At 66.0% G+C, this 24,529-nt stretch carries 23 protein-coding genes and 1 tRNA gene; 14 read left to right on the forward strand and 10 right to left on the reverse strand.

Translation table 11 applies throughout. The features are described from left to right. Positions 1–32 precede the first annotated feature (32 nt). From ACOGI7_RS13770 to ACOGI7_RS13780, 3 genes are read right to left on the reverse strand one after another with little or no spacing between them, the layout of a single operon-like run. Positions 33–368, reverse strand: coding sequence for a hypothetical protein (locus tag ACOGI7_RS13770; RefSeq protein WP_419849330.1), 336 nt, complete (start codon positions 366–368; stop codon positions 33–35). 10 nt (positions 369–378) lie between these two features. After that, complete coding sequence (locus ACOGI7_RS13775) at positions 379–1,680, reverse strand: aromatic ring-hydroxylating oxygenase subunit alpha (RefSeq protein WP_419849331.1); 1,302 nt, start codon at positions 1,678–1,680, stop codon at positions 379–381. Positions 1,681–1,689: 9 nt separating this feature from the next. Beyond that, positions 1,690–2,916, reverse strand: a complete 1,227-nt coding sequence (locus tag ACOGI7_RS13780; RefSeq protein WP_419849332.1) for an amidohydrolase family protein — start codon at positions 2,914–2,916, stop codon at positions 1,690–1,692. 96 nt (positions 2,917–3,012) lie between these two features. Between ACOGI7_RS13780 and ACOGI7_RS13785 the strand changes: the two genes are divergently transcribed. Further along, the gene (locus ACOGI7_RS13785) at positions 3,013–4,329 is read left to right on the forward strand and encodes an amidohydrolase family protein (protein ID WP_419849333.1); all 1,317 of its coding nucleotides are present in this window, start codon (positions 3,013–3,015) and stop codon (positions 4,327–4,329) included. A gap of 4 nt (positions 4,330–4,333) precedes the next feature. Continuing rightward, positions 4,334–4,987, forward strand: a complete 654-nt coding sequence (locus ACOGI7_RS13790; RefSeq protein ID WP_419849334.1) for a TetR/AcrR family transcriptional regulator — start codon at positions 4,334–4,336, stop codon at positions 4,985–4,987. A 38-nt stretch (positions 4,988–5,025) separates the two neighbouring features. On the opposite strand, the gene ACOGI7_RS13795 is transcribed toward ACOGI7_RS13790, so the two are convergent. Genes ACOGI7_RS13795 through ACOGI7_RS13810 form a run of 4 tightly spaced genes read right to left on the reverse strand, consistent with a single transcriptional unit; the run spans position 5,026 to position 9,136 of the window. Beyond that, positions 5,026–5,457, reverse strand: coding sequence for a nuclear transport factor 2 family protein (locus ACOGI7_RS13795; protein WP_419849335.1), 432 nt, complete (start codon positions 5,455–5,457; stop codon positions 5,026–5,028). A 35-nt stretch (positions 5,458–5,492) separates the two neighbouring features. After that, a complete protein-coding gene (locus ACOGI7_RS13800; protein WP_419849336.1) occupies positions 5,493–6,713 on the reverse strand; it encodes a CaiB/BaiF CoA transferase family protein in 1,221 nt (406 codons plus the stop codon). A gap of 36 nt (positions 6,714–6,749) precedes the next feature. Beyond that, entirely contained in the window at positions 6,750–8,003 is a 1,254-nt protein-coding gene (locus ACOGI7_RS13805; protein WP_419849337.1) for an acyl-CoA dehydrogenase family protein, read from the reverse strand. 8 nt (positions 8,004–8,011) lie between these two features. Further along, positions 8,012–9,136: an acyl-CoA dehydrogenase family protein gene (locus tag ACOGI7_RS13810; protein ID WP_419849338.1), complete on the reverse strand. Its 1,125-nt coding sequence runs from the start codon at positions 9,134–9,136 to the stop codon at positions 8,012–8,014. A gap of 94 nt (positions 9,137–9,230) precedes the next feature. Here ACOGI7_RS13810 and ACOGI7_RS13815 point away from each other — a divergent pair. From ACOGI7_RS13815 to ACOGI7_RS13830, 4 genes are all read left to right on the forward strand, one after another. Next, positions 9,231–9,304, forward strand: a tRNA-Ala gene (locus ACOGI7_RS13815). Positions 9,305–9,449: 145 nt separating this feature from the next. Continuing rightward, entirely contained in the window at positions 9,450–10,952 is a 1,503-nt protein-coding gene (locus ACOGI7_RS13820) for an ABC transporter substrate-binding protein (RefSeq protein WP_419849339.1), read from the forward strand. A 102-nt stretch (positions 10,953–11,054) separates the two neighbouring features. Beyond that, complete coding sequence (locus ACOGI7_RS13825; RefSeq protein ID WP_419849340.1) at positions 11,055–12,542, forward strand: ABC transporter substrate-binding protein; 1,488 nt, start codon at positions 11,055–11,057, stop codon at positions 12,540–12,542. A gap of 54 nt (positions 12,543–12,596) precedes the next feature. Continuing rightward, the gene (locus tag ACOGI7_RS13830) at positions 12,597–13,421 is read left to right on the forward strand and encodes an HpcH/HpaI aldolase family protein (RefSeq protein ID WP_419849341.1); all 825 of its coding nucleotides are present in this window, start codon (positions 12,597–12,599) and stop codon (positions 13,419–13,421) included. Between the two features lie 9 nt (positions 13,422–13,430). Here ACOGI7_RS13830 and ACOGI7_RS13835 read toward each other — a convergent pair whose 3' ends face one another. Further along, a complete protein-coding gene (locus tag ACOGI7_RS13835; protein ID WP_419849342.1) occupies positions 13,431–14,294 on the reverse strand; it encodes an NAD(P)-dependent oxidoreductase in 864 nt (287 codons plus the stop codon). 80 nt (positions 14,295–14,374) lie between these two features. On the opposite strand from ACOGI7_RS13835, the gene ACOGI7_RS13840 reads away from it, so the two are divergent. The 8 genes from ACOGI7_RS13840 to ACOGI7_RS13875 all read left to right on the forward strand — a co-directional run bounded on the left by ACOGI7_RS13840 (position 14,375) and on the right by ACOGI7_RS13875 (position 22,972). Beyond that, on the forward strand, positions 14,375–15,478 hold the full coding sequence (locus ACOGI7_RS13840; protein WP_419849343.1) for an amidohydrolase family protein: 1,104 nt from the start codon (positions 14,375–14,377) through the stop codon (positions 15,476–15,478). Positions 15,479–15,520: 42 nt separating this feature from the next. Continuing rightward, positions 15,521–16,765: an amidohydrolase family protein gene (locus ACOGI7_RS13845; RefSeq protein WP_419851514.1), complete on the forward strand. Its 1,245-nt coding sequence runs from the start codon at positions 15,521–15,523 to the stop codon at positions 16,763–16,765. A 22-nt stretch (positions 16,766–16,787) separates the two neighbouring features. Further along, positions 16,788–17,507, forward strand: a complete 720-nt coding sequence (locus ACOGI7_RS13850; protein WP_419849344.1) for a class II aldolase/adducin family protein — start codon at positions 16,788–16,790, stop codon at positions 17,505–17,507. Further along, the gene (locus ACOGI7_RS13855) at positions 17,508–18,404 is read left to right on the forward strand and encodes an amidohydrolase family protein (RefSeq protein WP_419849345.1); all 897 of its coding nucleotides are present in this window, start codon (positions 17,508–17,510) and stop codon (positions 18,402–18,404) included. It begins immediately after the preceding gene. Positions 18,405–18,406: 2 nt separating this feature from the next. Further along, positions 18,407–18,994 (forward strand): hypothetical protein, encoded by a 588-nt coding sequence (locus tag ACOGI7_RS13860; RefSeq protein WP_419849346.1) that lies wholly within the window; start codon positions 18,407–18,409, stop codon positions 18,992–18,994. A 50-nt stretch (positions 18,995–19,044) separates the two neighbouring features. Beyond that, positions 19,045–19,827 carry a VOC family protein gene (locus ACOGI7_RS13865; protein ID WP_419849347.1) on the forward strand — a complete coding sequence of 261 codons (783 nt, stop codon included), beginning with the start codon at positions 19,045–19,047 and terminating at the stop codon, positions 19,825–19,827. Between the two features lie 10 nt (positions 19,828–19,837). Continuing rightward, positions 19,838–22,141 (forward strand): arylsulfatase, encoded by a 2,304-nt coding sequence (locus tag ACOGI7_RS13870; protein ID WP_419849348.1) that lies wholly within the window; start codon positions 19,838–19,840, stop codon positions 22,139–22,141. Positions 22,142–22,249: 108 nt separating this feature from the next. Beyond that, positions 22,250–22,972, forward strand: coding sequence for a hypothetical protein (locus tag ACOGI7_RS13875; RefSeq protein WP_419849349.1), 723 nt, complete (start codon positions 22,250–22,252; stop codon positions 22,970–22,972). Positions 22,973–22,975: 3 nt separating this feature from the next. On the opposite strand, the gene ACOGI7_RS13880 is transcribed toward ACOGI7_RS13875, so the two are convergent. Together ACOGI7_RS13880 and ACOGI7_RS13885 are read right to left on the reverse strand one after the other, a co-directional pair. After that, positions 22,976–23,404, reverse strand: a complete 429-nt coding sequence (locus ACOGI7_RS13880) for a nuclear transport factor 2 family protein (protein ID WP_419849350.1) — start codon at positions 23,402–23,404, stop codon at positions 22,976–22,978. A 13-nt stretch (positions 23,405–23,417) separates the two neighbouring features. Further along, positions 23,418–24,506 (reverse strand): phosphotransferase family protein, encoded by a 1,089-nt coding sequence (locus ACOGI7_RS13885; RefSeq protein WP_419849351.1) that lies wholly within the window; start codon positions 24,504–24,506, stop codon positions 23,418–23,420. Between the last annotated feature and the right edge of the window lie 23 nt (positions 24,507–24,529).

The raw sequence follows: 24,529 nt of genomic DNA on the forward strand, positions 1-24,529 counted from the left end.
ATCATCTCCAGGGCACCTCGGACTGCCTCGGACTACAGGGCCGGCTCGCGCACCAGCTCCAGGTCGGCGGAGCCGCTGTCGGGCACCCGGGGCTGACGCCACGCCTCCACCGGGAACGACGTCTCGCACAAGGAGAACGCCAGCAGCAGCAGGTTGCGGGCATCGTCGGGCAAGTCGTGGAGGTTGAAGGCGTCGCAGTATTCCAGTATCTCGGCCAGCCGGGGCATCATGGCATCGTAGAAGGCCTGCATCTCGTCCATTGTGGAGTCCAAGCGCTTTTCATAGCGCTCCCGCCAAGTGTCGAGGGCCCAGCCGGCGAATGGGGCCAACTCGGCGAACTCGTCGGGCAGCGTCGTAGCAGTGCTCATGGTCGTTCCCTTAGGCGCGGGCCGGAGCGGGCATCCACGGGTAGCTGGCCGGTCGCCCTCCGGCTCTCACCTGCTCTCGCACCGCAGCATGGTGGTGGCGGCAGAGGATCTCCTGGTCGTTGAGCATAAAGGTGTCCACCACTTCGCTCTCGATCATGGTCTGGGTGGCCTCCAAGGTGTTGGCGTCTTGGAATGCGTACTCCTTGAAGGTGGAGAAGGCGAACTCCTGGGCGGCGCGTTGGCTGGCGTTCTCAGGCGGCACGAAGTTGAGGGTCGACTCAAACAGGTGCTTGCTGGGACCCAGGGGCCAATAGGTGTAGGTCAGATACCAGCCTGTCTCCCAGAACAAGATCATGAAGTTGGGCCAGAGCACGAACGAGTCAATGCCCCAGGCTCGGTGCTTCGAGGGATTGAGCAGTGGGGGCAGATCTTGGTTGTCGTTGATCACCGCTGGCTTGTCCCACGGACCGAACAGGCCGCTACGCAGCAGGTTCTCGATGGGCTTGACCATCTTGGGATCTTTGGGCGGCGACATGCCGCCCCACGATGACACCATGGAGTGAGGGCTGAACAGCTCGTAGTGAAGACCCTCGTAACCGAAGCTGGCCAGCTTCTGAGATTCCTCGGCGGTCGCCTGGCGCTGGTGCAGCACCGGGGCGTGATAGAACTCCACGAATGCGTCAATGAACAGCTTCCAGTTGCTGTTGATCTCCGAGCGCACCTCATAGGTCTGGGTCATCTCGCCGAACGGATAGCCGGCCAGGCCGTCGGCCAGCGGAGCCAGGGCTTCTGTGAGCGTCTGCTGGGGCTCGGGGTCGAGGTTGACGAAGATGAAGCCCTCCCAGATGTCGCAGGCCACCGGCACCAAGCCGAGGGCGTCCTTGTCGACGTCGAAGAACTCCGATTCCTGCTGGATGTACGCCAGCGAGCCGTCGAGATCGTAACGCCATCCGTGGTACTTGCAGGCGAGCTGGCGACACACACCGGAGGTCTCCTCGTTGGGAAAGTCATCCCACACCAGCTTGTTTCCCCGGTGGCGGCACACGTTGTAAAAGGCCCGCACGGTGCCTTCCCGATCCTTGATCACCACAATGCTGCGCTTCGCCCATGGGAACTCCTTGGTGAAGTAGCTCCCCGCTCGCCCCAAGCGCTCGACACGCCCCACACACAGCCACTCCTTCTTGAAGATGGCGTCAATCTCCTGTTGCCAGTACTCGGGGTCATAGGAGTCCAGGTAGGAAACTGGCCCGGTCCCCAGTCCGGGGTAGTGCTCTGTCCAGCTGCCCTCGGCCGGCTTGGGGAAGTAGGGCATAAGTCCTCCTTAGCGCTTGTAGACCTTGCCGTCTTTCATTACGAACTGCACCCGCTGGATCTCGGTGAGCGGGTCGCCGGGCATCCCAATGATGTCGGCCAGCATCCCGGGGGCGATGCGTCCGAGGTCGGGGGCGTCGATCAGATCGGCGCTGACCACAGTGGCGGCCCGAATGGCCCCCAGCGGAGTCATTCCCCGCTTCACCAGCACGGCCAACTCCTCGCCGTTGCGACCGTGCCAGATAGCCGGGGCGTCGCTGCCAGTGGCGATCTTCACCCCAGCTTCAATGGCCTTGGAGATGGTCTGACGGGCTTGGGGAAATACCTGGGCTGCCTTCGCCTGGAGTTCCGGTGGTTGGTTGGACACGTCCCAGTTCTCGGTCAAAGCGGTGGTGCTGACCAGGAATGTACCGGTGTCCACCATGAGCTGGATGGTGTCGTCGCTCATCAAAAAGCCGTGCTCGATGCAGTCGATGCCGGCTTCAATGGCGGAGCGGACCGCCTCGTCGCCGTGGCAGTGGATGGCCACCTTGAGTCCCCGGCGGTGGGCCTCGTCGGCGATGGCAGCCATCTCCTCGGTGGAGTACTGCTGGGCACCAGCCGGCCCGGTGTGCGACATCACCCCGCCGGAGCCACAGCACTTGATCAACTGGGCGCCGTATTTGATCTGGTAGCGAACAGCCCGGCGGATCTCGTCGATGCCGTCGGCCACCCCTTCTTCCACGGTTATCGGCAGGACATCGGGAGCGAGGGCTTGGAACATGGTGGGGTCGAGGTGGCCGCCGGTGGGGGTGATGGCATGGCCCGCGGGCACGATCCGGGGGCCGTCCACCCAGCCGGCGGCGATGGCCTCGCCGAGGGCCACGTCGAGCAGGTATCCGCCCGTCTTCACAAACAGGCCCAGATTTCGCACCGTGGTGAATCCGGCTCTCAGAGTGCGTTTGGCGTTGGCGGTGGCCCGCAGAGTCATCTTGGCCGGGTTGGCCTGCACCGGGTCGAACAATCCTGCGCCGGGGCCGCCCATGAACAGATTGACCTCCATGTCCATGAAACCGGGCAACAGAGTAATTTCAGGAAGCTCGACCACCTCGTCGCAGTCGCTGGCAATGCCCTTGTCTGCGCCCACTTCGGCTATGCGGTTGCCCTCTACCCGCACATAGCCGGGCTCGATTATCTCACCGGTGTCGATATCGAGCACCCCTCGCCCATGCAGGGCGGTAGATGTCGGATTGCTCATCGCTGTCCTTTTTCGATACTTGGAATGTTGTTGCGATAATAGGGGAATCTCATTCCCAGCCTATCCTTGACCCAATTTCCCACCTAGGAGGCGGCCATGGCATTTGCCCCCGAGGAACTCATACTCATCAGCGTCGACGATCACATCATCGAGCCTCCCGATCTGTTCGACGCCCATTTGCCGGAGCGGTTCAAGGCCGACGCCCCGCGGATTGTACGGCGCGACGACGGGGCCGATGTGTGGCGATTCGGTGAGGTCGAGGTGCCCAACGTGGCCCTCAACGCAGTGGCAGGCCGTCCCAAGGAAGAGTACGGCGTCGAGCCCCAGTCGCTGGAGGAGATCCGGCCGGGCTGTTTCATCGTGGACGAACGGGTCAAAGACATGAACGCCTGCGGAGTGCTGGCATCGATGAACTTCCCGTCGTTCCCTGGCTTCGCCGCCCGCCTGTTCGCGGTCGAAGACGAGGAGTTCGGCCTGGCCCTGGTTCGGGCCTACAACGACTGGCACATTGAGGAGTGGTGCGGGGCCCATCCAGGGCGGTTCATCCCCATGGCGCTGCCGGTTATCTGGAACGCCGAGAAGTGCGCCGACGAGGTGCGCCGGGTAGCCGACAAGGGCTGCCACTCGCTCTCCTTTACCGAGAACCCCGCCGCACTGGGCTACCCGAGTTTTCATGATCCCTATTGGGATCCGCTGTGGGCCGCGGTATGCGACACAGACACCGTGTTGTCGATCCATCTCGGATCGTCGGGCCAGCTCAGCTTCCCCGCTCCCGACTCGCCCCCCGATGTGATGATCACCCTTCAGCCGATGAACATTCAGGCCGCGGCGGCCGACCTGTTGTGGTCACGGGTGCTCAAGGAGTTCCCCGATATCCGCATTGCCTTGTCAGAGGGCAGCACCGGCTGGGTGCCCTATTTCCTGGAACGGGTCGACCGCACCTACGACATGCACCACCGCTGGACCGGGCAGGACTTCGGCAACCGGATGCCCAGCGACGTTTTCCGCGAGCACTTCCTCACCTGTTTCATCTCCGACCACACCGGGGTGTACCTGCGCAACCAGATCGGCATCGACAACATCTGCTGGGAGTGCGACTACCCCCATAGCGATTCGGCTTGGCCCGACGCCCCCGAGGAGCTGGCCCGACTGATGAACGAGGCCGGGGTCACCGAAGTCGAGGCGGCCAAGATCACCCACCAGAACGCCATGGACTGGTATTCGTTTGACCCCTTCGTCCACGTTCCCCGAGAGCGGGCCACTGTAGGAGCTCTGCGAGAGATGGCTGCCGGCCACGACGTGAGCATCCGCTCGATGAGCCGTCGGGAAAAACTGACCGCGGAGCAGGTGCAGGCCCGCTGGCAGGGCTTGGGCCAAAGCAGCGCCGGAACTGCCGCGGTGCGGGCCAACTAGTGCCATGAAGGTAGCTGCGCTGGGCACTGACACGGTGTGGCGGGATCGGGCCATCGAGCGGTCGACCCGCTCGGCCCGGGATCGGGCGGCCAAACGGGTCCAGCAATTCCTCGACGCCACTCGCGAAGTGATCGCCACCAAGGCATCCACCGAATTCACCGTTCAAGAGGTGGTCGACCAGTCCAAGCAATCGGTGCGGAGCTTCTACCAGTACTTCGACAGCAAGCACGAGCTGCTGCTGGTTCTGTTCGAAGAGGAAATGGGCATCGCGGTGGCCCGCATCAGAGAGGCCACCGCCGAGGGCGATCCCCTCGACCGGCTGGAGCAGGTGGTGTTGATGGTGTACGACCTATGCGCGCCGGGGCGGGTATCGGAGCAGCCGCTGTTCGCCGAATTTGCCCAGCGGTTGCTGGTCGACCACCCCGAGGAGGTGGTGGCCGCTTACTCGCCCCTCTACGAATACGTGGCCGAGATTGTGGAGCAGGTTGGCGAAGCCGGCCTGCTGCGGGAGGGCCGCCCCCGCCGATTAGCGGCCATCGTCCTCCAGGCCGCCACCGTTACCGCCGGACGGAGCACCGGCGTTCGCCAGCCGATCACCGGCCAGGAGGTCTGGCGATTCTGCCTCCACGCCATAATCCACGATCACAAGCTGTCCTAGTCCGCGATCAAGTCGCAGTCGGGGATCGACTGGCAGGTTCAGTTGGTTGAAGGCTCGGGGCGTTCGGGGTCGTGGGGGCGGCCGGCGTCGCGGGCACCGCTGCGGCGCAGGAAGGTCATGGAGCGAGTGGCCAGTCGCCAGCCCCTGTCAGTGCGGCGGTAGGTGTCGTTGTAGTAGCCGATCCGCATGTCGTGGTTGGTCTGGTCGATGAAGCACAGCGGCTGGGTGCCAGTGGCCTCTTCACCGTCGAGTTCGATCATCGGCGGGCCCACCAAGAACAGGCCTTTGGGGGCGGAGGCCACCAGCCGGGGGAAGTCGGTCAGCGCGTACTCGTCGCCGAACGCGCTATAGGTGCCGTCGGGAGTGAACACCTCCATCACGGTGTCGATGTCGTCTTTGGTCATGCCGACGGCGTAGCGGGCGAGCATCTGCTCGATCTCGATGATGTCGGCCATTTGTGCCTGGTCCATGGATTCCTCTCGTGGTCCAAGTGAGCAGGTAGTTGTCAGGGAATCACATTCTGAAGCTTAAGCTCCACGATCTGGTCATAGTCGAGCCCCAGGATTCGCTGGAGGATGTCATCGCCGTGCTCGTTGAAATCGGGGGCCCGTCGGGGGGTGGCTGGCTGGCCGCCGAATTGCACCGGAGGTGACACCAGGGTGAACGGGTGGCCGTCGGCTGACTCGTAGTGCTGTACGTAGCCATTGGCCACCGCCTGGGGGTCGGCAGCCGCCTCCAACGTGTCTTGCACCACCGCCCACTGACCGGAGAAGTCCTCCAATGCCAGGCGCCACTCGGCCAGCGTGCGCTCGGCGAAGGCTTCAACCAAGAGCTCTACTCCTGCCGCGGCGTTCTCGGCGATGGCCCCGGCGTCGGCGAACCGCTCGTCGTCGGCCAACTCGGGGCGGCCCACCACCGCGCAGGTCTCGGCCCAGTACTTTCCCGCTTGAAGACAGGTGAGGAAAATGAACCGGCCGTCCTTGGTCCGATAGATGTTGCTGAGGGGGTTGCGGATCGGCATGTCCTTGGGGCGGCCCCGCCACGGGGTCTGGTGCTGGAGCGACATGGCAATGGTCGCTCCCATCGACCACATGCCCACCCCCAGTAGGGACACGTCGACAGTAGTGGCCTCGCCAGTGCGCTCCCGGTGGAACAAGGCACCCATGATGCCCCCAGCAATGGTCATGGCACCGATGGAGTCGCCGAATGCCGGACCCGGCGGGCCGACCACTTCATCAGCTTCTTCAGGGGTCAGCGCGGCGGCCACGCTGGAGCGGGCCCAATAGGCCAGCGAGTCGTATGAGCCCTTGTCGCGGTCTGGGCCCTTCTCGCCCTGGCCGCCTCCGCACACATAGATGATGTCGGGGCTGTGGGCCTGGATGGCATCGAGGTCGATCCGCAGCTTCTTGCGGATGCTGGGCAGCTTGTTGGTGAGGAACACGTCGCTGGTCGCGGCCAGGCGGTACAAAATATCCAGGCCGGCTTCGGCCGTGAGATCGAGGCCTAGGCTCTGCTTGCCCCGATTCGAGTGCTCCAACAGCACATGAGCGCCGCCGCCCAGCGAAACCGTGCCGCTCGAAGCCAGGCCCCGCATGGCGTCACCCCGCTCCACGTGCTCGATCTTGACGACCTCAGCCCCCCACTCGGCCAGAATCGCCGAGGCAGCCGGAACAAAGGTGTGCTCGGCGACCTCGAGGACTCGGACCCCGTCCAAGATGTCAGTCATTAAGGTCTCCTGCTTTGTCGATCGCCGGAAACAGGTTCAGCCGCTGCGGGGGACTTGGTTGAAGGGGAGGTCGCGGTCGGCGGCGGGCTCGCGGGGCATGCCGAGGATGCGCTCGCTGATGATGTTGCGGGCCATCTCGGTGGTGCCCCCGCCGATGCAGGATTGCTGGCGCTGCACGTATTCCAAGCCAAAGGCGCCGGTGTCTTCGCCCTGGTTCCACACCAGGGCGCGGTCGCCCTGCATCTCCATGGCCACCGTCTGCCGCTCAGTGCGGGACAGCCCGTGGAACAGGCGCACCAGCGATCCGGCCGGGGCGGGCAGGAAACCGCCCTCGATGCCCTTCACCACCCGGGCCGACAGCAGATCCTCCACCCGGCTGAGCGTCTCCATGTGTCCCAGCCGCTGGCGATGGCGACCGATGTCGGCGCCGCCGTGGTCCCGGGCGATGGCAGCCAAGTCCTCCACCCCGTCGGCGGTGCGGTTCCGGTGCCGGCCCTGGGTGTAGGGGGAGGCGTTGCCCACCGCGGCCCGCTCGTGGAATAGCAGGCGGCTGGCCACCGTCCAGCCGTCGTCCACCTCGCCAACCACGTTCTCGGCGGGGATGACCACGTCGTTGAAGAACTCCTGGCAGAACTCCTCGGTGCGGTCCACCATCTGAATGGGGTGGATCTCGATGCCCGGGTGGTGGATGGGGACGATGAACATGGTCAGCCCCCGGTGCTTGGGCACCTCCCAATTGGTGCGGGCCAGCATGAGGGCGTAGTCGGAGCGCTGGGCGAACGTGCTCCAGATTTTGGACCCGTTGATGATGAACTCCTCACCGTCCCGGTCGGCCCGGGTCAGGGCGCCGGCCATGTCGGAGCCCCCGCTGGGCTCGGAGATGAACTGCACCCACAGCTCGTCGCCCCTGATCCACGCGGGGATGTAGCGCTGCTTCTGCTCCTCGGTGCCGAACTCCAAGATCACCGGCCCGCAGATCGACAAAGTGGGGACGCTGAACAAGATGGGCATGTCGAAGTCCATGCTCACGTCGTCGATGATCTTCTGGTGGGCAGCGGTCAGGCTCTGGCCGCCGTACTCCTTGGGGTAGCACACCGCGGCGTACCCCCCGTCGTACAGCCGCCGCTGAAGCTCTCGATTGCGGCTGCTCCTCTCGTCATCGTCTTGGGTGGGGTGCCAGGGATTGACGGGATCGCGCCGGGGCATGTTCTCGTTCATCCACGTCTGCACCTCCTCCTGGTATCGGGCCAACTCGGCGGGATCGGTTTCGGCATACACGAAGTCGTCCATCGCTCCCCCTAGTACCCCATCATCTCCGACAGGCATACCCGGTGGTCGCCCGGTGTTCCGAACAACCCCCGGTTGACGGTGGCCCGCCGCAGATACAAGTGCAGGTCGTGCTCGTAGGTGACCCCGATGCCGCCGTGCATCTGCACGCAGTCGTGCATGAGCTCAACCGAGTGGTCGCCCACATACGCCTTGGCCACGCTCACCATGCGAGCCTCGTCCTCGCCGTCGGCCAGCGCGTCGGCCGCCCCGTCCACCGCGGCCTGAGAGGCCTCCGACCACAACTTCATATCGGCAAAGCGGTGCTTGAGCGCCTGGTACGACGCCAGGGGCCGCCCGAAGGAGTAGCGGTCGAAGGCGTACTCCACGGTGAACTCCAGCACCTTGGCCGCCGAACCGGCGTTGTCGGCGCACTGGAGCACCGTCATCACCTGGCGCTGGCGCTCCACGTCGGCCTCGGCGACCGCCCCCGGCTGGCCGACCAGCGCGTCAGGTCCGACCGCCACTCCGTCGAGGCGCACCTCGGCGAACCGTCGGCCCAAGTCCAGCGACTCCTGGGGGGTAATGGTCAGTCCCTCGGTGTCCGACGGCAACAGGAACTGGGCCAAGCCGTCGGGGCTCTGGGCGGTGACCAGCAGATGATGGGCCTGAGCTCCGGCCTCCACCGCGGTCTTGGCGCCGCTGAGCACATAGCCACCGTTGGCCGACGCGGCCTCGGCGGCCACATGGGCGGCGGTCCAGTCGCCGCCGGGCTCGCAGAACGCCCACCCCAGCACAACCTCGCCGGCCAAAACTCCCTCCAGCAGCGCCTGCTGATCGGTCGAACCCGACCGGCCCAGGGTGTCGGCCACCACGTTGGTGGGCATGAACGGCCCCGGCGTCACCCCCCGGCCCATCTCGTCGGCCACGATGGTCAAGTCCACAACCGGCCGCCCCGAGATGCTGCCGCCGCCCAGAGACTCGGGCACCATCAGCGACGTCCAACCCAGCTCAGCCGCCGACTGCCACCAGCTCGGCGGACATCCGTCGGGGAGGTCGTGCCACTCCCGCACCACGCTGATCGGAACCTCGGCCTCGATGAACCGTCGTGCGGTTTCCCGGAAGAACTCCTGATCGTCGCTCAGATCGAAACGCACCGAGGCAATTCCACCACGACAGCGCCTGCCGGTCACATTGAGCGGCCTATTGGATCGTTTCCCCTACAGGGAGGCCGGTACGATTAAGCGGTCCGGGGCTGTAGCTCAGCTGGCTAGAGCACCTGCTTTGCAAGCAGGGGGTCGTGGGTTCGAGTCCCATCAGCTCCACTCATGGCGGTGACCCCGGCGTTCCCCAGCTTGCCATGAGCAGCTCAAGGGCACCATAAACCCTGTTCGTATATGATGCCTTAGCCGGCCGGTCAGCCGGAGCTGGTCCGAGTTCGGCATCCCCGAGGGACACAGGGGGGACCTCATGAAGACCACCAAGACGCGCTGGCTGATCGGGATGCTTGTGGCACTGGCCATGGTCGCTGCCGCATGCGGAGGCAACGACGACGATGGCGATGCCGACGCCCCTGTCCCCGCCCCGGCCACCGAGGCCCCGGTCACGGCCGAGCCGGAGCCAGAACCAGAAGCGCCCGAACCCGAGGCCGAAGAGGCCGCCCCCGCTGAGCCCGAACAGGAGCAGGACGGACTTGCCGAAGCTCCCGAAGAGGAGGAGCCCGAGTTCCAACCGGCCCCCACCGAGGAGCCGGAGCCGGAGATCGAGCTGACCGCCACATGGCGAGGGGTCACCGCCGACACCATCACCATCGGCGTCACCTACCTCGACGCCGATCTACTGGTTGAACTCGGCTTCTCCCCGGCCACTTGGGGCGACCAAGAGCTGCAGATTCAGGCGCTGGTCGACGACATCAACGAGCGGGGCGGCATCAACGGCCGCCAGTTGGTAGCCCTCACAGACAAGTACAACCCCATCGGCGCCACCGAAGCCGAGGCCGCCTGCCTGCGGCTGACCGAGGACAACGAGGTGTTCGCAATCTTGTTCGGGTTCCTCGGCCCGGCCGAGGTGGCCAACACCTGCATCGTCGGCACACAGGAGACGATCCTGGTAGGGGGAATCATTTCCCCCGAGCGCCTGGCCGAAGCCCGGGCTCCCTGGGTCAACGAGCGGGCGACGCGCGAGGTCAGCTCCGGCGCCCTGTTCACCCTGCTCGAAGCAGAGGGAATGCTCCAGGGAAGATCGATAGCGGTAGTCGCCGACCTCTCTGCTGCCCCGCAACTCGAGAACGTTACCAACCTGTTGCGGGAACATGGAGTGGAGCCCGTGCTCGAGACCGCCACCTCCTCGCAGGTGGCCGATCTCATTGCCCAGAACCAGGAGTGGGCCACTCTATCCGAGCGCATCAGGGCATCGGGTGCCGACACTCTGCTGTTGGTTGGCAACGCCTCGGCCGGCGTCGAGAATGCCAGGCTCAACGGCCTCGAGGTGGATATCTGGGCCACCGACTCCGCCGGGCTGGGCGCCAACATCGGGGCCAACGTTGACCCCGAGTCGGCCCGGGGTGTGATCACCGTGGGGCCCATGACAAATGCCCAGATATACGAGACCGATCCCCGGTTCAAGGAATGCCTGGACGCCTTCAATGCCAGGCATCCCGATATCGAGATCAAGCACCCCGACACTCTCGAATTGGGCGAGCCGCTTTGGTTCACCTCTCTGTCCTTCCACTGCCGGTTCTTCCAGATCCTTGAGTTGCTGTTGACCGCGGCCGGACCCAACCTGACCCACGAGACCTTCGCCGACGCCATCGCCAACATCGGAGAGTTCTCGGTTGCCGGCCAGCCCTACGCATCATTTGGGCCGGACAAATTGTCCAGCAACGACTCCTTCCAGCTCCTGGAACAAGACCCAGATCTGGGCTCACGGGGCGAGTTGGTGCCGGCCGGCCCGATGCGGGACGCCACTCCGTAGGCGACCGAATCTGAACTGACAAAGCCTTCACAAAGGCGGATACGGTTGCGGCCATTGGCTGCTGCGGCAGCGAACGTCTACCCAGGACTGAGGGGGAATTCCATGTTCACCAAGAAGGTGCGCTGGCTGATCGCGATGCTCGTGGCGCTGGCTATGGTCGCCGCGGCCTGCGGCGGCAACGACGACGAAGGCGATGCCGACGCCCCCGCCCCCGCTACAGAAGCTCCGGCCGCTCCCGCAGAGCCTGAGCAAGATCCCGAGCCGGAACCCGAAGAAGCCGCCCCCGCTGAGCCTGAGCCGGAGCCCGAAACCCCCGCCGAGACCCCGGAGGATGAGGTTGAGTTCCAGCCGGCGCCCACTGAGGAGCCGGAGCCGGAGATCGAGCTGACCGCCACGTGGCGAGGGGTCACCGCCGACACCATCACCATAGGTGTCACCCATCTGGACATCGAACAACTGGTCGAGCTCGGGTTCGCCTCGGCCACGTGGGGCGACCAAGGGCTGGTGATCCGAGCGCTGGCCGATGACATCAACGAGCGGGGCGGCATCAACGGACGCCGAGTCGAGGTCATCGTGGACAAGTACAACCCCATTGGCGCCACCGAGGCCGAGGCGGCCTGCCTGCGGCTGACCGAGGACAACGAGGTGTTCGCAATCTTGTTCGGGTTCCTCGGCCCGGCCGAGGTGGCCAACACCTGCATCGTCGGCACACAAGAAACAGTCCTGGTAGGGGGAACCATTACCGCCGAGCGCCTAGCCGACGCTCGGGCGCCCTGGGTCAACGAGCGGGTGACGCGCGAGGTCAGTACCGGTGCCCTGTTCACCTTGCTCGAAGCAGAGGGAATGCTCCAGGGAAGGTCGATCGCGGTAGTCGCCGACCTTTCTGCGGCCCCGCAACTCGAGGAGGTGGGCGGCCTGCTGCGGGAACACGGGGTCGAGCCGGTGCTCGAGATCGCCACCTCCTCCCAGGTTGCTGACCTCATCGCACAGAACCAAGAGTGGGCCGCGCTGTCCGAGCGCATCCGAGCCGCCGGGACCGACACGCTCTTGCTGGTTGGCAACGTCTCAGCCGGCATTTCTAACGCCGCACTCAACGGCCTTGAGGTGGACATCTGGGCCACCGACGCCTCCGGGCTGGGCAGCAACATCGGGGCCAACGTCGAACCCGAGGATGCTAGGGGTGTGATCACCGTGGGGGCCATGACCAATTCCCAGATATACGAGACCGATCCCCGGTTCGAGGAATGCCTGGACGCGGTCACTTCAAGGCATCCCGATGTCGAGATCAAGCACCCCGCCACCCTCGAAGAGGGCGAACCGCTTTGGTTTACCAGCCTGGCCGGCCACTGCCGGTTCTTCCAGATCTTCGAGTTGCTGGCCACCGCGGCCGGGCCCATCCTGACCCACGAGACATTCGCCGAGGCCATCGCCAACATCGGAGAGTTCTCGATTGCCGGCCAGCCCTACGCGTCGTTGGGGCCAGACAAGCTCTCCAGCAACGACTCCTTCCAACTCTTGGAACAAGACCCTGATCGGGGCGCACGAGGCGAGCTGGTGCCGATCGGCCCGATGCGAGACGCCACTCCCTAAACGGGTCCATACCCAACTGAATCTGCCCCCACATCGGGGGATACGGTTGCGGCCATGAGCGACGCTGCATCCGCATCCCATCCCCTGGCCGAGGCCTTTGCCTCTGGGCGCCCCGCGCTGGGCGCCTGGGCGGGCCTGCCCACGGCGGTGAGCTGCGAGATCATGTCCCGAGCCGGGTTCGACTACGTGTGCATCGACATGCAGCACGGCCTGGCCGACTACTCCGACGCGCTGCCGATGCTGGCCGCCATCGACTTGGGCACAGCCACCCCGGTGGTGCGGGTGCCATGGAACGAGCAGGGCATCATCGGCCGAGTGCTGGACGCCGGGGCGATGGGCATCATCATCCCGATGGTCAACAGCCGGGAAGAAGCCGAGGCCGCAGTGCGATCCTGCCGCTACGCCCCCGAGGGATCGCGCAGCTTCGGCCCCACCCGGGTGGCGCTGCGCGACGGCCCCGGCTACTTCGCCGGCGCCAACCAGGCCGTGAAGTGCATCCCCATGGTGGAGACGGTCGCCGCCCTCCAGAACCTGGACGACATCGTGTCCACCCCCGGCGTCGATGCCGTCTACGTCGGCCCCGCCGACCTGTCGGTAAGCCTGGGCCTCCCCCCCGGCAACAACGACGGCGAGGCAACGTTCGACGACGCCCTGGCCGCCATAGTGGCCGCCTGCCAAACCCACGGCGTAGTCCCCGGCATCCACTCCACCCCCACACTCACCCCCCAGCGAGTCGAACAGGGCTTCCGCCTAGTAACCGTCACCGCCGACAACGCCGCCCTCTCCTCCGGAGTAACCACCCACCGCCAATCCGTCCTAGACGCCCTAACCGGCAATTCCGACACCAACAGCGCAGCCGGCGGCGAATCCCTCTACTGACAACCCCCGCTATCGGTAGCGGCGGATTATGGCGGTGGTGTCTAGGCGGTTTTCGCCGAGCGCGGCTGTTTCCTGGGTGTAGCGCTGGCAGAGTTCTACTAGGGGGATAGGGGCGTTGAGGGTGGCGGCGGCGTCGGCTACTAGGCCTAGGTCTTTGATCATCCAGTCGATGGCGAAGCCGAAGTCGAATTCGTCGGCCACCATGGTGTGGCCTCGATTCTGGAGGTACCAGGAGCCAGCCGCGCCTTTGGTGACCGCGGCCAGCACCTTTTCCATGTCGAGGCCGGCCCGCTCGCCGAAGGCCAGCGCCTCGGCTGCGCCCTGAACGGCACCGGCGCACAGGATCTGGTTGACCATCTTGGTGAGCTGGCCGCTCCCGGCTGGTCCCATGAGGGTGACCGCCGAGGCGTAGGCGTCGATCACCGGCTGGGCCGCCTCGAAGTGCTCGGGCTCGCCGCCGCACATAACGGTGAGAACGCCGTTCTCGGCCCCGGCCTGGCCGCCGGAGATGGGGGCGTCTAGCCAGCCGATCCCCCGGCTGGCGCACACCTCGGCCAGCTCCCGGGCCACTTCGGCGGATGCGGTGGTGTGGTCCACCAGCACCGAGCCGGCGGGCATCGTCCCCAAGGCCCCGTCGTCGCCCAGCACCACCGACCTCAGGTCGTCGTCGGCCCCCACGCAGGTGAACACGAATTCGGCCCCGTCGGCCGCCTCGGCCGGGGTGGCGGCCACCGTCCCGTCATGCTGCTCGCCCCAGCGCTCAGCCACCGAGGCCGTGCGGTTGAACACCCGCACCTCGTGGCCAGCGGCGGCCAAGTGCCCGGCCATGGGGAAGCCCATGTTGCCCAGTCCTATGAATGCGCACACGCTCACGTCGGCCACGATATCGGCCCCATTCCCCTGTTCTCCCGGCGATAGGCGGCTTCTATAGCGTTCCCATAACATCGGAGGCGATGAGCGATAACGGCTTCGACGTATTCTCCGCCGATTCCCACGTGATCGAGCCCCACGACTTGTGGCAGATCTACACGGTGGAGGCCTTCAAGGACCGGGCGCCCCGGCTGGTCCACGAGGAGACCACCGACCGCCTGGTGTGCGACCAGGCCCGGCTGCCCCCGGTGGGGCTTTTGGCCGGGTGCATGCGCACCGACGACAAGGTGCGGGCCAGGGGCCGTTGGGACGAGGACGTGCCCGACGTGGGCTGGGACCCCGAGGCCCGCATGGAGGCGCTGCGCACCGATGGGGTGACCGGCGAGGTGCTGTACCCCACCATCGCCATGCAGATGTACCCCATCCGAGACGTGGAGTTCCAGTGGGCCCTGTTCGAGGCCTACAACACCTGGGTCGGGGAGTTCGTGAGCCAGATCCCCGACACGTTCGTGGGCATCGCCCTGCTCGCGCCGGTGGACCTGGAGCGGGCCGCCAAGGAGATGAAGCGGTGCCGCGACATGGGGCTCAAAGGGGTGATGATCCCGGTGATCAACGGCGAGGACAACCCCTACCAAGACCCGGAGTTCGACCCCCTGTGGGCCGCGGCGGTGGAGCACTCCATGCCGGTGAACCTGCACGCCGCCACCACCCGCGATCCCGACAAGGCCTGGGACCAGGGCACGTCCACCCGATCGGTGCTGCAAACGGTGGACATCCAAGAGGTGGTGCTCGACCTCATCTTCGGCGGGGTGTTCGACCGCTTCCCCGAGCTGATGATCGTCTCGGCCGAGAACGACGTGGGCTGGGCCGGCAACCTGCTGGAGCGGGCCGACTACTGGTTCCACCGCAACCGCCAACTCCTCCCCGACATGAACTGCCAGGAGGAGCCGTCGCACTACTGGCGCAACAACTTCCGGGTGACGTTCATGCGCGACCTCACCGGGGTGGCCGCCCGCGACATCATCGGCACCGAGACCATGATGTGGGGCAACGACTTCCCCCACCACGTGTCCACCTGGCCCAACAGCCAGGCGGTGATCGCCGAGCACTTCGCCGACACCACCGACGATGTGCGCCACGCCATCGTGTCGGCCAACGTCCGCCAGCTCTACGACATCCAGGTGTAGCGGGGGGCGGGGGTCGCCGGCAACGTGGTCAAGCTCTCCGACATGGGGCGCATCGGGTTCACGGTGCGCGACAGCCAAACAGACGCCCACCCGGTCACCTTCCTGCCCGAGCCCGAGCGCCGGGTGCGCCACAACCTGCTCATCTCCGTGGACGACCACGTGGTGGAGGCTCCCGACGCCTTCGAGGGCCGCATCCCGAGCCGTTTCGGCGACCGCGGCCCCAAGGTGGTGACCGATGACGGCGGGATGCACGCCTGGGAGGTGGACGGGCGGCGGTTCCCCACCGTGGGCATGAACGCGGTGGCCGGTCGGCCGGTGTCGGAGTACGGCTTCGACCCGGTGCGGTTCGACCACATGCGCCGGGGGGCGTGGGACATCGACTCCCGCATCGCCGACATGGACCTCAACGGCATCTACGCCTCGCTCAACTTCCCCTCCGCGCTGCCCGGTTTCGCGGGCCAGAACTTCATGCGGATGACCGCAGACCAAGAGCTGGGCCTGGCCTGCGTGCGGGCCTGGAACGACTGGATCATCGACGACTGGCACGCCCGCTACCCCGACCGGATCATCCCCTGCCAGATCCCCTGGCTGTACGACCCCGAAGTGGCCGCGGCCGAGATCTACCGCAACGCCGAGCGGGGCTTCCGGGCGGTGTCGTTCAGCGAGGCCCCCGAGAAGCTGAAGCTGCCGTCGCTGCACACCGGCCACTGGGACCCGTTCATCCGGGCCTGCGAGGACACCGACACGGTGGTGTGCCTGCACGTGGGGTCGTCGTCGCAGGCCCCGTCCACCGCTCCCGACGCCCCGCCCGACACCATCGGAGTGCTGTTCTTCGGCTACGCCATGTTCGCCGCGGTCGACTGGCTCTACTCGCTGATCCCGGTGCGGTTCCCCAACCTGCGCATCGCCATGTCGGAGGGGGGCATCGCCTGGGTGCCGGGGCTGATCGACCGCCTCGACCACATCACCCGCTACCACGACATGTACGGCACCTGGGTAGACATCGACATGAAGCCCAGCGAGGTGTTCCGGCGAAATTTCTGGTTCTGCGTGATCGACGACACCTCGTGTTTGTCGCTGCGCGACCACATCGGGGTGGATCACATCATGATGGAGTCGGACTATCCCCACGTGGACACCACCTGGCCCGACACTCAGGAGGTGGTGCGACGCCAGGTGGAGGGGTTCGGCCCCGAAGAGACCGAGAAGATCTGCTGGCGCAACGCCGCTGAGCTGTTCCGGTGGCCGGTGCCCGACGCAGTGGCGGCCGACCCCGAGAGTTTCTGACAAGATCAACGAAGGAGGACCGATGACGAAGACCTGGACCGAAGACCATCCCGCCTTCCAAGTGGCCGCATCCCGGCGCATCCTGGCCCGTGAGGGATGCGAGAGCAGGGTGGCCGGCCACGTGTCGGTGCGAGACGCCGAGCGCTCCGACGCCTTCTGGGTGTCGCCGTTCGGCTACTTCAGCGAGACACTCCCCAGCGACGTGAACTGCTACGACATGGAGCTCAACCTGCTGGACGGCGACACCCCGGCCTCGCCCGCGGTGCGGTTCCACGCCGGGTTCTACGAGGCCCGCCCCGACGCCAATTCGGTGATCCACACCCACTCCCACTACGTGGAGGTGCTGTCGACCACCGGCAAGGACATCGGGCTGTACTCGGCCGACGCCTGCCTCTTCTACCAAGAGCAGGCCCACTACGCCGACAACGGCATCGACAACCCGGTGGACGGCCCCCGCATGGCCGAGGCGCTGGGCCACCGGTCGGTGGTTCTCATCGGCAACCACGGCGCCTGCTTCGTGTGCCCCTCGCTGGAGGAGGCCACCATCAAGGCCATCGCCTACGAGTCCTCGGCCCGGGCCCACTACGAGGCCAAGGTGGTGGGGGGCCACGAGATGCCCGAGGCCGAGGCGGCCCGGGCCAAGAAGGCGTACCACAAGTACTTCATCCCCATGATGTGGGAGGCCAACTACCGCCGCCTGCGCAAGACCGACGCCGACCTGTTCGAGACGCTGGCCGGCTAGATGGCCCCCGAGCCTGAAGCCCACCCCATGGCCCCTCACCCTATTGAGAGCATCGGGGTGGTCGATCTCATGCTGGGCGTGCCGTCTGACCGCGACGCCTGGTACGCCAACTTCCAAGGGCTGCTGAAGGACACCGAGAGCCGCAGCTTCGGCCATGGCGCGGCCTACATGTTCAAAGACCTGCCCCAGGTGGACGGCACGGTGGACTTCATCGCCTACCTGCTGGCCGAGATGGACCTCTGGGGCATCGACAAGGGGCTGCTGCCGGTGAACTTCGGCGACACCTGGGGCACTCGGGGAGTCGCCGAGCACCCCGACCGGCTCTACGGCAGCTATCTGGTAGACCCCAACCTCGGCGTGCAGGCGGTGCGGGACCTGCGCCGGGCGGTGGACGAGCTGGGCGTGATCGCCGCGGCCTGCTTCCCCACCGGGCTGCACCCCCAGGTCAACATAAACGACCCGCTCATGTACCCGATCTACGCGGCGTGCTGCGAGCTGGAGATCCCCATGTGCATCAACGCCGGGGTGCCGGGGCCGCGGTTCCCGTTCGGCCCCCAGCACGTCGAGCACCTCGACCGGGTGTGCTACGACTTCCCCGAGCTGGTGCTGGTCACCCGCCACGGTTCTGAGCCGTGGGAGCGCCTCATGGTCAAGCTCATGCTGAAGTGGCCGGGGCTGCACTACTCCACCTCGGCGTTCGCCCCCAAGCACTATCCGAAGGCCATCATCGACTACGCCAACACCCGGGGCGCCGACAAGGTGATGTACGCCGGCTACTTCCCCTCGGGGCTGTCGCTGGAGCGGATCATGACCGAGATGCGCGATGTGGGATTGCGCGACCATGTTTGGCCCAAATTCCTGCGAGACAACGCCCTGCGGGTGTTCAATATGGCATGAGCATGATTCATCAAATCTTCCGTCGGCGGGACCTGGGAGTGATCGACTCCTTCATCGCGGCGGGCATCCTGGTCGTCGCGGTGTTCACTTGGGCCGAGCGCTCGGAGATGGTCGACCCCAATACTGATTTGGCCGATAACTGGAGCTGGCGGCTCTGGCAGATCGGCCCCGTGGTGTTCTCCCTAATCGGCGTATGGCTGCTATGGCGCAACACCAGCAAAGTGCCATGGTTCCGCACGCTGTGCCTGTCGTCGCTGGCGATGGCCATCTTGCTCAATCAGTACACCGATTTCTTCGATCACAGCGTCAACCTCTGGAACACCATCGACCCGCTGTTCATCGCCTGCGCCACCGTGGCCGTCGGCACCGGGTGGGGTCGGGTGATGGCCCAACGGCAGGGCATGGAGCCGGCCAGCCCCTTCACCCTTATCGCCGTGGTCATCGCCCTGGGGCTGGCCGTGTCGGTGTTTGTCAACAACTACTTCGTCGGCGACGAGGGTGCATGGGACGTCCTCGATCCCCTGATGATCCTGTCTCTTTTGACCTGGGCCATCGCCGCCCGCCGCACCAATGTGGGCGATGCCATCTGAACCTATACGCTGCCTGAAATTCGGCTGAGACAGGGAAGAGGACATCCACCATGCCCGAGGTAGACGGCTACGCCCACGGAGACTTCAGCTGGGTTGATTTGTGTACCGAGGAGCCCGACAAGGCCAAGGCGTTCTACTCGTCGCTCTTCGGACTGACCTTTCGCGATGAGCACGACGGGTCGCAGGTGGTCTACACCCTGGGGCTGAAGGACGAAAGGCCGGTGCTGGGACTGCTGGAAAAGCCCCAGGAGATGTGCGAGATGGGGATCCCCAACGTGTGGGAGACCTACATCTCGGTGGACAATGCTGATGAGGCCCTGGCCAAGGTGGCCCCCGCGGGGGGCACGCCGATGGGGCCGGTGATGGAGCCGGCGGGTGCGGGGAGGATGGTAGTAGTGGCCGACCCCACCGGTGCAGTGGTGATGCTGTGGGAGGCGATCGGCCAAGATGGCGCCGAGCTCAAGAGCGAGCACGGCACGCTGTGCTGGAACCAGCTCCTCACTTCTGATGTGGACAAGGCCCTGGCGTTCTACTCCGAGATGCTGGGCTGGACCCCGATTCCCCTCGACATGGACGATTCGGTGGGCATCATGCACAACGGCGAGATGATCGCCAGCGCCGGCCCGCTGCCCGCGCCGCTCATTCCCGCCCATTGGGCGGTGTACTTCGCAGTGGACGATTGCGACGCCACCGCAGCGCAGTGCCAAGAGCTGGGCGGCCATGTGGTTGTCCCGCCCATGGACACCCCGCCGGGGCGCATGGCCCAGCTCGTGGACGACGCCGGCGCCATGTTCTGGGTTATCACCCTCAACCCCGACTTCTCAATGGATTGAGGAGACACCGATGAGCCAGGAGACCGCACGACCTGAGCCCTACCAGGGGTGGGAGGGGCGAGCAGGGCGCACGGTGGCGGGGTCTGATCCGTGGTGGCCTGAGGCGGTGCGGGCGCCGGAAGGGGCGCCCAACATCGTGGTGGTGCTGGTGGACGACCTGGGCTTCGCCGATCTGGGGTGCTACGGCGCCGAGATCGACACCCCCCACCTCGACCAGATGGCCGCCGAGGGGCTGCGCTACCTCAACTTCCACGTCAACCCCATGTGCTCGCCCACCCGGGCGTCGCTGCTCACCGGGCTCAACCACCACGACGTGGGCGTGGGCCACGTGTGCCACTCCGACCCCGGCTATCCCGGCTACACCGCCGAGCTCACCGAGCACTGCGCCACGGTGGCCGAGATCCTGCGGGCGGGGGGCTACGCCACCTTCATGGTGGGCAAGTGGCACCTGTGCAAAGACTCCAACCTGGTGGGCCCCCGGCACTCGTGGCCGCTCCAGCGGGGGTTCGACCACTACTACGGCTTCCTCGACGGGTTCACCAACTTCCACCACCCCCACCGGCTGATCCGCGACAACAGCGTGGTGCGCACCGACCAGTACCCCGACGGCTACTACTTCACCGACGACATCACCGATGAGGCCATCTCCATGGTCCGGGAGCAGAAGGCGGCCCGGCCCGACCAGCCGTTCTTCCTATACCTGTCGCACGGGGCGGTCCATGCCCCGCTCCAGGCCAAGCAGGCCGACATCGACAAGTACCGGGGGGCCTACGACGCCGGCTGGGACGAGATCCGCCAGCACCGCTTCACCCGCCAGATCGAGCTGGGCATCTTCGACGCCGACACCGCGCTGCCGCCCCGCAACTCCGAGGAGCGCAACGACGTTCCCCCCTGGGACGAGCTGTCGGCCACGCAACAGGAGGTGTTCGCCCGCTACATGGAGGTGTTCGCCGCCATGGTGGACAACGTCGACCAGAACTTCGGGCGGCTGCGGGCTGCTTTGGAAGAGCTGGGCGAGTGGGACAACACCCTGGTGCTGTTCACCTCCGACAACGGGGCTTCGCGGGAGGGCGAGGACACCGGCTGCTCGCAGTACTTCGAGGTGCTGTCGCCCACCCAGGGCGACATACACGCCGACCACGCCCGGCTCGACCTGCTGGGCGGGCCCCAGACCCTGGCCCACTATCCCCGGGGCTGGGCCATGGCCGGCAACACCCCCTTCCGGCTGTACAAGATCAACACCCACGCCGGCGGGCACCAGGTGGCCATGATCTCGTCGTGGCCCAGCCGGATCGCCGATCCCGGCGGGTTCCGCCGCCAGTACCTGCACATCACCGACGTGCTGCCCACCGTGCTCGACATCGTGGGGCTCCAGGCCCCCGCCGAGCGCAACGGCCAGCCGCTGAAGGGGCCGCTGGCCGGAGCCAGCTTCGCCCCCACCTTCGCCGACGCGGCGGCCAACGAGCACCACACCGAGCAGTACTACGAGCAGATCGGCCACCGGGGGTTCTACCGCGACGGCTGGGAGGCGGTCACCCTGCACCTGCCGATGACCCCGTTCGGCGACCACGAGTGGGAGGTGTACAACCTGGCCGACGATCCCACCGAGACGAAGGACCTCTCGGAGGCCGAGCCCGCCAAGCGCCAAGAGCTGATCGACGCCTGGGAGGAGGCTGCCCACCGCTACCAGGTGTACCCGCTGGACGAGGGCTCCATGCTCAAGTACGTGCAGCGGCCTCCGTCGGAGGAGGTGTACGAGACGCCGGTGCGGATCGCGCCGGGCACCGACACCCTGGAGCGCTACCGGAGCATGAAGATGATCCAGGCCCGCTCGTTCACCGTCGACATCGAGTTCGACTACGCCTCCGGCGACCAGGGCATGCTGGTGGCCCACGGCGACCAGGGCGGCGGCTACGCCTGCTACGTGGAGGGCGGTGAGGTGGTCTACGTCCACAACGGCTACGGCCACATGCGGCACCTGAACGGCGGCCCGCTGGCCGAAGGGCGGCGCTCGGTGCGGCTCGACTTCACCATCACCGACGGGTTCGCCTGGGATCTGCGGATCCTGATGGACGGCACTGAGACCGCCGCCGGCGAGGACTTCACCGGCATGTGGACCATGGCCCCGTTCGAGGGCATCGACGTGGGCATCGACCGCCGCTCCCCCGTCTCATGGGACGTCTACCAGCGCCACGGCCCCTTCCCCTACACCAACGCCATCGAGTCGGCCACCTACACCCCCGGCCAACAAGGCCCCATGGCCGCCATCCACACCACCCAAATCCTCCAACAAATGGGCGCCCGCTTCGAGTAAGACTGGCCGGAAGCACACGAGGAGCTTTCCTTGGCCACCTGGCTACAACCTTCACCTCCTGAGCCGAGCAACCGGAGGCCGGGGTATCGGCATTTGGTTCCGGCGGGGGTGCTGGTCGTAGTGCTGCCGGTGGCCATTTGGCATTTGTTTGGGGATCAGACGGATTACTCGGATGATGACCTTCGGCTTTATTTCATCTGGCGGGCGCCGGGGTGGCTGAATGAGCTGGCCCACCCGATCGGGCTGGTGGCCTCGCTGGTGGTGTTGGCGGCGCTCCTTTGGCTCACGGTGGAGTATTGGCTGGAATCCTGGCGCAAGTGGTGGTTCTTCGTGCTGGGGCCGCTTTGCATGCTGGGGATCTATGCCGGGCTGGGGGGAAGATACGCCACCAAGGGCATCACCGAGGAAGACTTCATCAACGTGTATGGCTGGTTGAGCCTGTTGAGCGTGCCGGGTGTCTTCGCCCTGTTCTTCACGATGCTCTGCGTGGGCGCATCGAAGGTCAGGCCAGATTCGACCACCCGCTATCTCTCCAAAATAGGGCTCAAACCAACCAGGCGGACGGCGATCGTTGCCGTTCTGCTCGGCGGTCTCATTTCAGCCGGTCTTTCGCTGGGCATCGCCGCGGCCAAGACCGTGGCATCACCCTCAAACCGCTTGACGCTGAACGAGGCCATCGACTTGTCGATTTACTTTCTGCCCCTGCTCTTCTTTGTCGGCGTCGTGGGTCTGCTCGTGTACCTAACGCTCTTGGCCGTCGGGCTGGTACTCGCCTGGCTGCTGCTTTTCCGCTCCGCCGAGCGGGTGCTCAACAGAAGGAACTACTGGTAGCGGTCAGTCCCAGCGGGGGCGGGGGGATTGGGGGAGCCAGGTGTCGGGCTGCTGGGCGATGAGGTAGTTGTAGTCCCAGTATTCGCGCCAGTGGGCGATCTTGTTGTTGCGGATCTGGAGGCGGCACAGCACCGGGAGGCTGGCCACGGTGCCGTCGGGGTGGTGCCACACCTCCACCCGCTCCACCAGCACGTCGTCGCCGCTCACCCAGATGTCGGTCACGCCGAGCTCGAAGCGCTCCAGCGTGCTCAGGCCCACCTCCAGCTTGCCGATGATGCCGGCGTGGCCCACGGTGCCGCCGGTGTCGGTCTCGAACGGCATGTCCTGGTAGGTGCCGTCTTCGGTGAACAGCTCGGCCACCGCGGGCCAGTCCATGCGCTCCAAGGCGGCGAACAGGGCCTCGGCCAGCGCTCGATTGTCAGCGTCGCTCATGAGAACTCCCTCCTTACACGGGGTCGGGCATGTCGAGGTATTGAGCCAACATCTGCGTGGAGGGGTTGACCCGCTCGTACATGGCGCCGTCCTCCGGGCTGAAGTAGCCGTATTTCACCTGCATGTTCACGATGGCCACCATGATGATCGAAAAGCGCAGGCAGCCCCAGGCCTCGAAGTAGTCGACGTTCTCGGCGGGGCGGCCCCGCTTCTCCTCCCAGCGGGCGATGGTGGCGTCGCGGTCACCGAAGCCGGGCAGCCAGGCGATGCCAGCGCCCTCGCTCAAGAAGCGGTTCATGAACAAAAACCACCCCAAATCCACCTCGCCGGGCCCCAGGTCGGCCATCTCCCAGTCGAACACGGCCATCACGTTGAAATCGTCGTCGTACATGAGGTTGCTGGGCCGGGCGTCGCCCCAGTTCAGCTCCACCGGCATCGAGCCCGAGGGGTCGTTGGCGTCGAACCAATCCAACGCGGCGTCGATCAGCGGCTTGGGCCGGTCTTCAGACGCCCAGTCGGCGTAGTAGCGCTGGTAGCCGAGCTGCTGGGCGAAACCCGGACCGCCGTACTGGGGGCGCTTCACGAAGTCGAACCCGGCGGCCTCCCAGTCGGTGCCCGCCACCGCGGCCAGCGTGTCCACCGACGAGTTGTACAGCCTGGCCTGCTGCTCGGGGGTGGCCTCGAACACCCAGCCCTCCTGGAAGAACGGCGGATTGTCGGTGGGCACCCGGCCGTGCAGCCGCTCCATGATGAAGAACGGCTCCCCCAGCACCTCGCCGGTGTCCTCCACCCACAGGATCTCGGGCACGGGCACGCTGCCGCAGGCGGCCATGTTCTGCATGCTCCGGTACTGCACGCTCATGTCGTAGGCAGGGAAGATGGCGTAGTCGGTGGGCCGCTTGCGCACCACGATGCCCGAGTCGCGGGTCTGGCCGTCGCGGGTGTAGACGGCGTCGCACACCAGGGTCTCGTTGCTGAACCCGGAGGCCTCGGGATTCACCAGAAAGGTCACCTCGGCGTCGGTCACGCCGGGCCGGGTGTTCATCCAGTCGGACAGGGAGGCCTTGATGGCGTCGATGTCGCGGTCTTGGGGAATAGCCATAGAAGCCTGAGATTACCCACCAG

This window comes from Candidatus Poriferisocius sp. (genome assembly GCF_965204145.1).
In the GTDB taxonomy this organism is placed as follows: Bacteria; Actinomycetota; Acidimicrobiia; order Acidimicrobiales; family Bin134; genus Poriferisocius.

Bases quoted from the DNA above. Each gene is read 5' to 3' on its own strand.
- ACOGI7_RS13830 (WP_419849341.1), top strand. From the start codon at position 12,597: ATGAGCGACGCTGCATCCGCATCCCATCCCCTGGCCGAGGCCTTTGCC.
- ACOGI7_RS13885 (WP_419849351.1), bottom strand. From the start codon at position 24,506: ATGGCTATTCCCCAAGACCGCGACATCGACGCCATCAAGGCCTCCCTG.
- ACOGI7_RS13795 (WP_419849335.1), bottom strand. From the start codon at position 5,457: ATGGACCAGGCACAAATGGCCGACATCATCGAGATCGAGCAGATGCTC.
- ACOGI7_RS13870 (WP_419849348.1), top strand. From the start codon at position 19,838: ATGAGCCAGGAGACCGCACGACCTGAGCCCTACCAGGGGTGGGAGGGG.
- ACOGI7_RS13800 (WP_419849336.1), bottom strand. From the start codon at position 6,713: ATGACTGACATCTTGGACGGGGTCCGAGTCCTCGAGGTCGCCGAGCAC.
- ACOGI7_RS13775 (WP_419849331.1), bottom strand. From the start codon at position 1,680: ATGCCCTACTTCCCCAAGCCGGCCGAGGGCAGCTGGACAGAGCACTAC.
- ACOGI7_RS13845 (WP_419851514.1), top strand. From the start codon at position 15,521: ATGGGGCGCATCGGGTTCACGGTGCGCGACAGCCAAACAGACGCCCAC.
- ACOGI7_RS13820 (WP_419849339.1), top strand. From the start codon at position 9,450: ATGAAGACCACCAAGACGCGCTGGCTGATCGGGATGCTTGTGGCACTG.
- ACOGI7_RS13855 (WP_419849345.1), top strand. From the start codon at position 17,508: ATGGCCCCCGAGCCTGAAGCCCACCCCATGGCCCCTCACCCTATTGAG.
- ACOGI7_RS13860 (WP_419849346.1), top strand. From the start codon at position 18,407: ATGATTCATCAAATCTTCCGTCGGCGGGACCTGGGAGTGATCGACTCC.
- ACOGI7_RS13840 (WP_419849343.1), top strand. From the start codon at position 14,375: ATGAGCGATAACGGCTTCGACGTATTCTCCGCCGATTCCCACGTGATC.
- ACOGI7_RS13805 (WP_419849337.1), bottom strand. From the start codon at position 8,003: ATGGACGACTTCGTGTATGCCGAAACCGATCCCGCCGAGTTGGCCCGA.
- ACOGI7_RS13880 (WP_419849350.1), bottom strand. From the start codon at position 23,404: ATGAGCGACGCTGACAATCGAGCGCTGGCCGAGGCCCTGTTCGCCGCC.
- ACOGI7_RS13785 (WP_419849333.1), top strand. From the start codon at position 3,013: ATGGCATTTGCCCCCGAGGAACTCATACTCATCAGCGTCGACGATCAC.
- ACOGI7_RS13790 (WP_419849334.1), top strand. From the start codon at position 4,334: ATGAAGGTAGCTGCGCTGGGCACTGACACGGTGTGGCGGGATCGGGCC.
- ACOGI7_RS13780 (WP_419849332.1), bottom strand. From the start codon at position 2,916: ATGAGCAATCCGACATCTACCGCCCTGCATGGGCGAGGGGTGCTCGAT.
- ACOGI7_RS13770 (WP_419849330.1), bottom strand. From the start codon at position 368: ATGAGCACTGCTACGACGCTGCCCGACGAGTTCGCCGAGTTGGCCCCA.
- ACOGI7_RS13865 (WP_419849347.1), top strand. From the start codon at position 19,045: ATGCCCGAGGTAGACGGCTACGCCCACGGAGACTTCAGCTGGGTTGAT.
- ACOGI7_RS13825 (WP_419849340.1), top strand. From the start codon at position 11,055: ATGTTCACCAAGAAGGTGCGCTGGCTGATCGCGATGCTCGTGGCGCTG.
- ACOGI7_RS13850 (WP_419849344.1), top strand. From the start codon at position 16,788: ATGACGAAGACCTGGACCGAAGACCATCCCGCCTTCCAAGTGGCCGCA.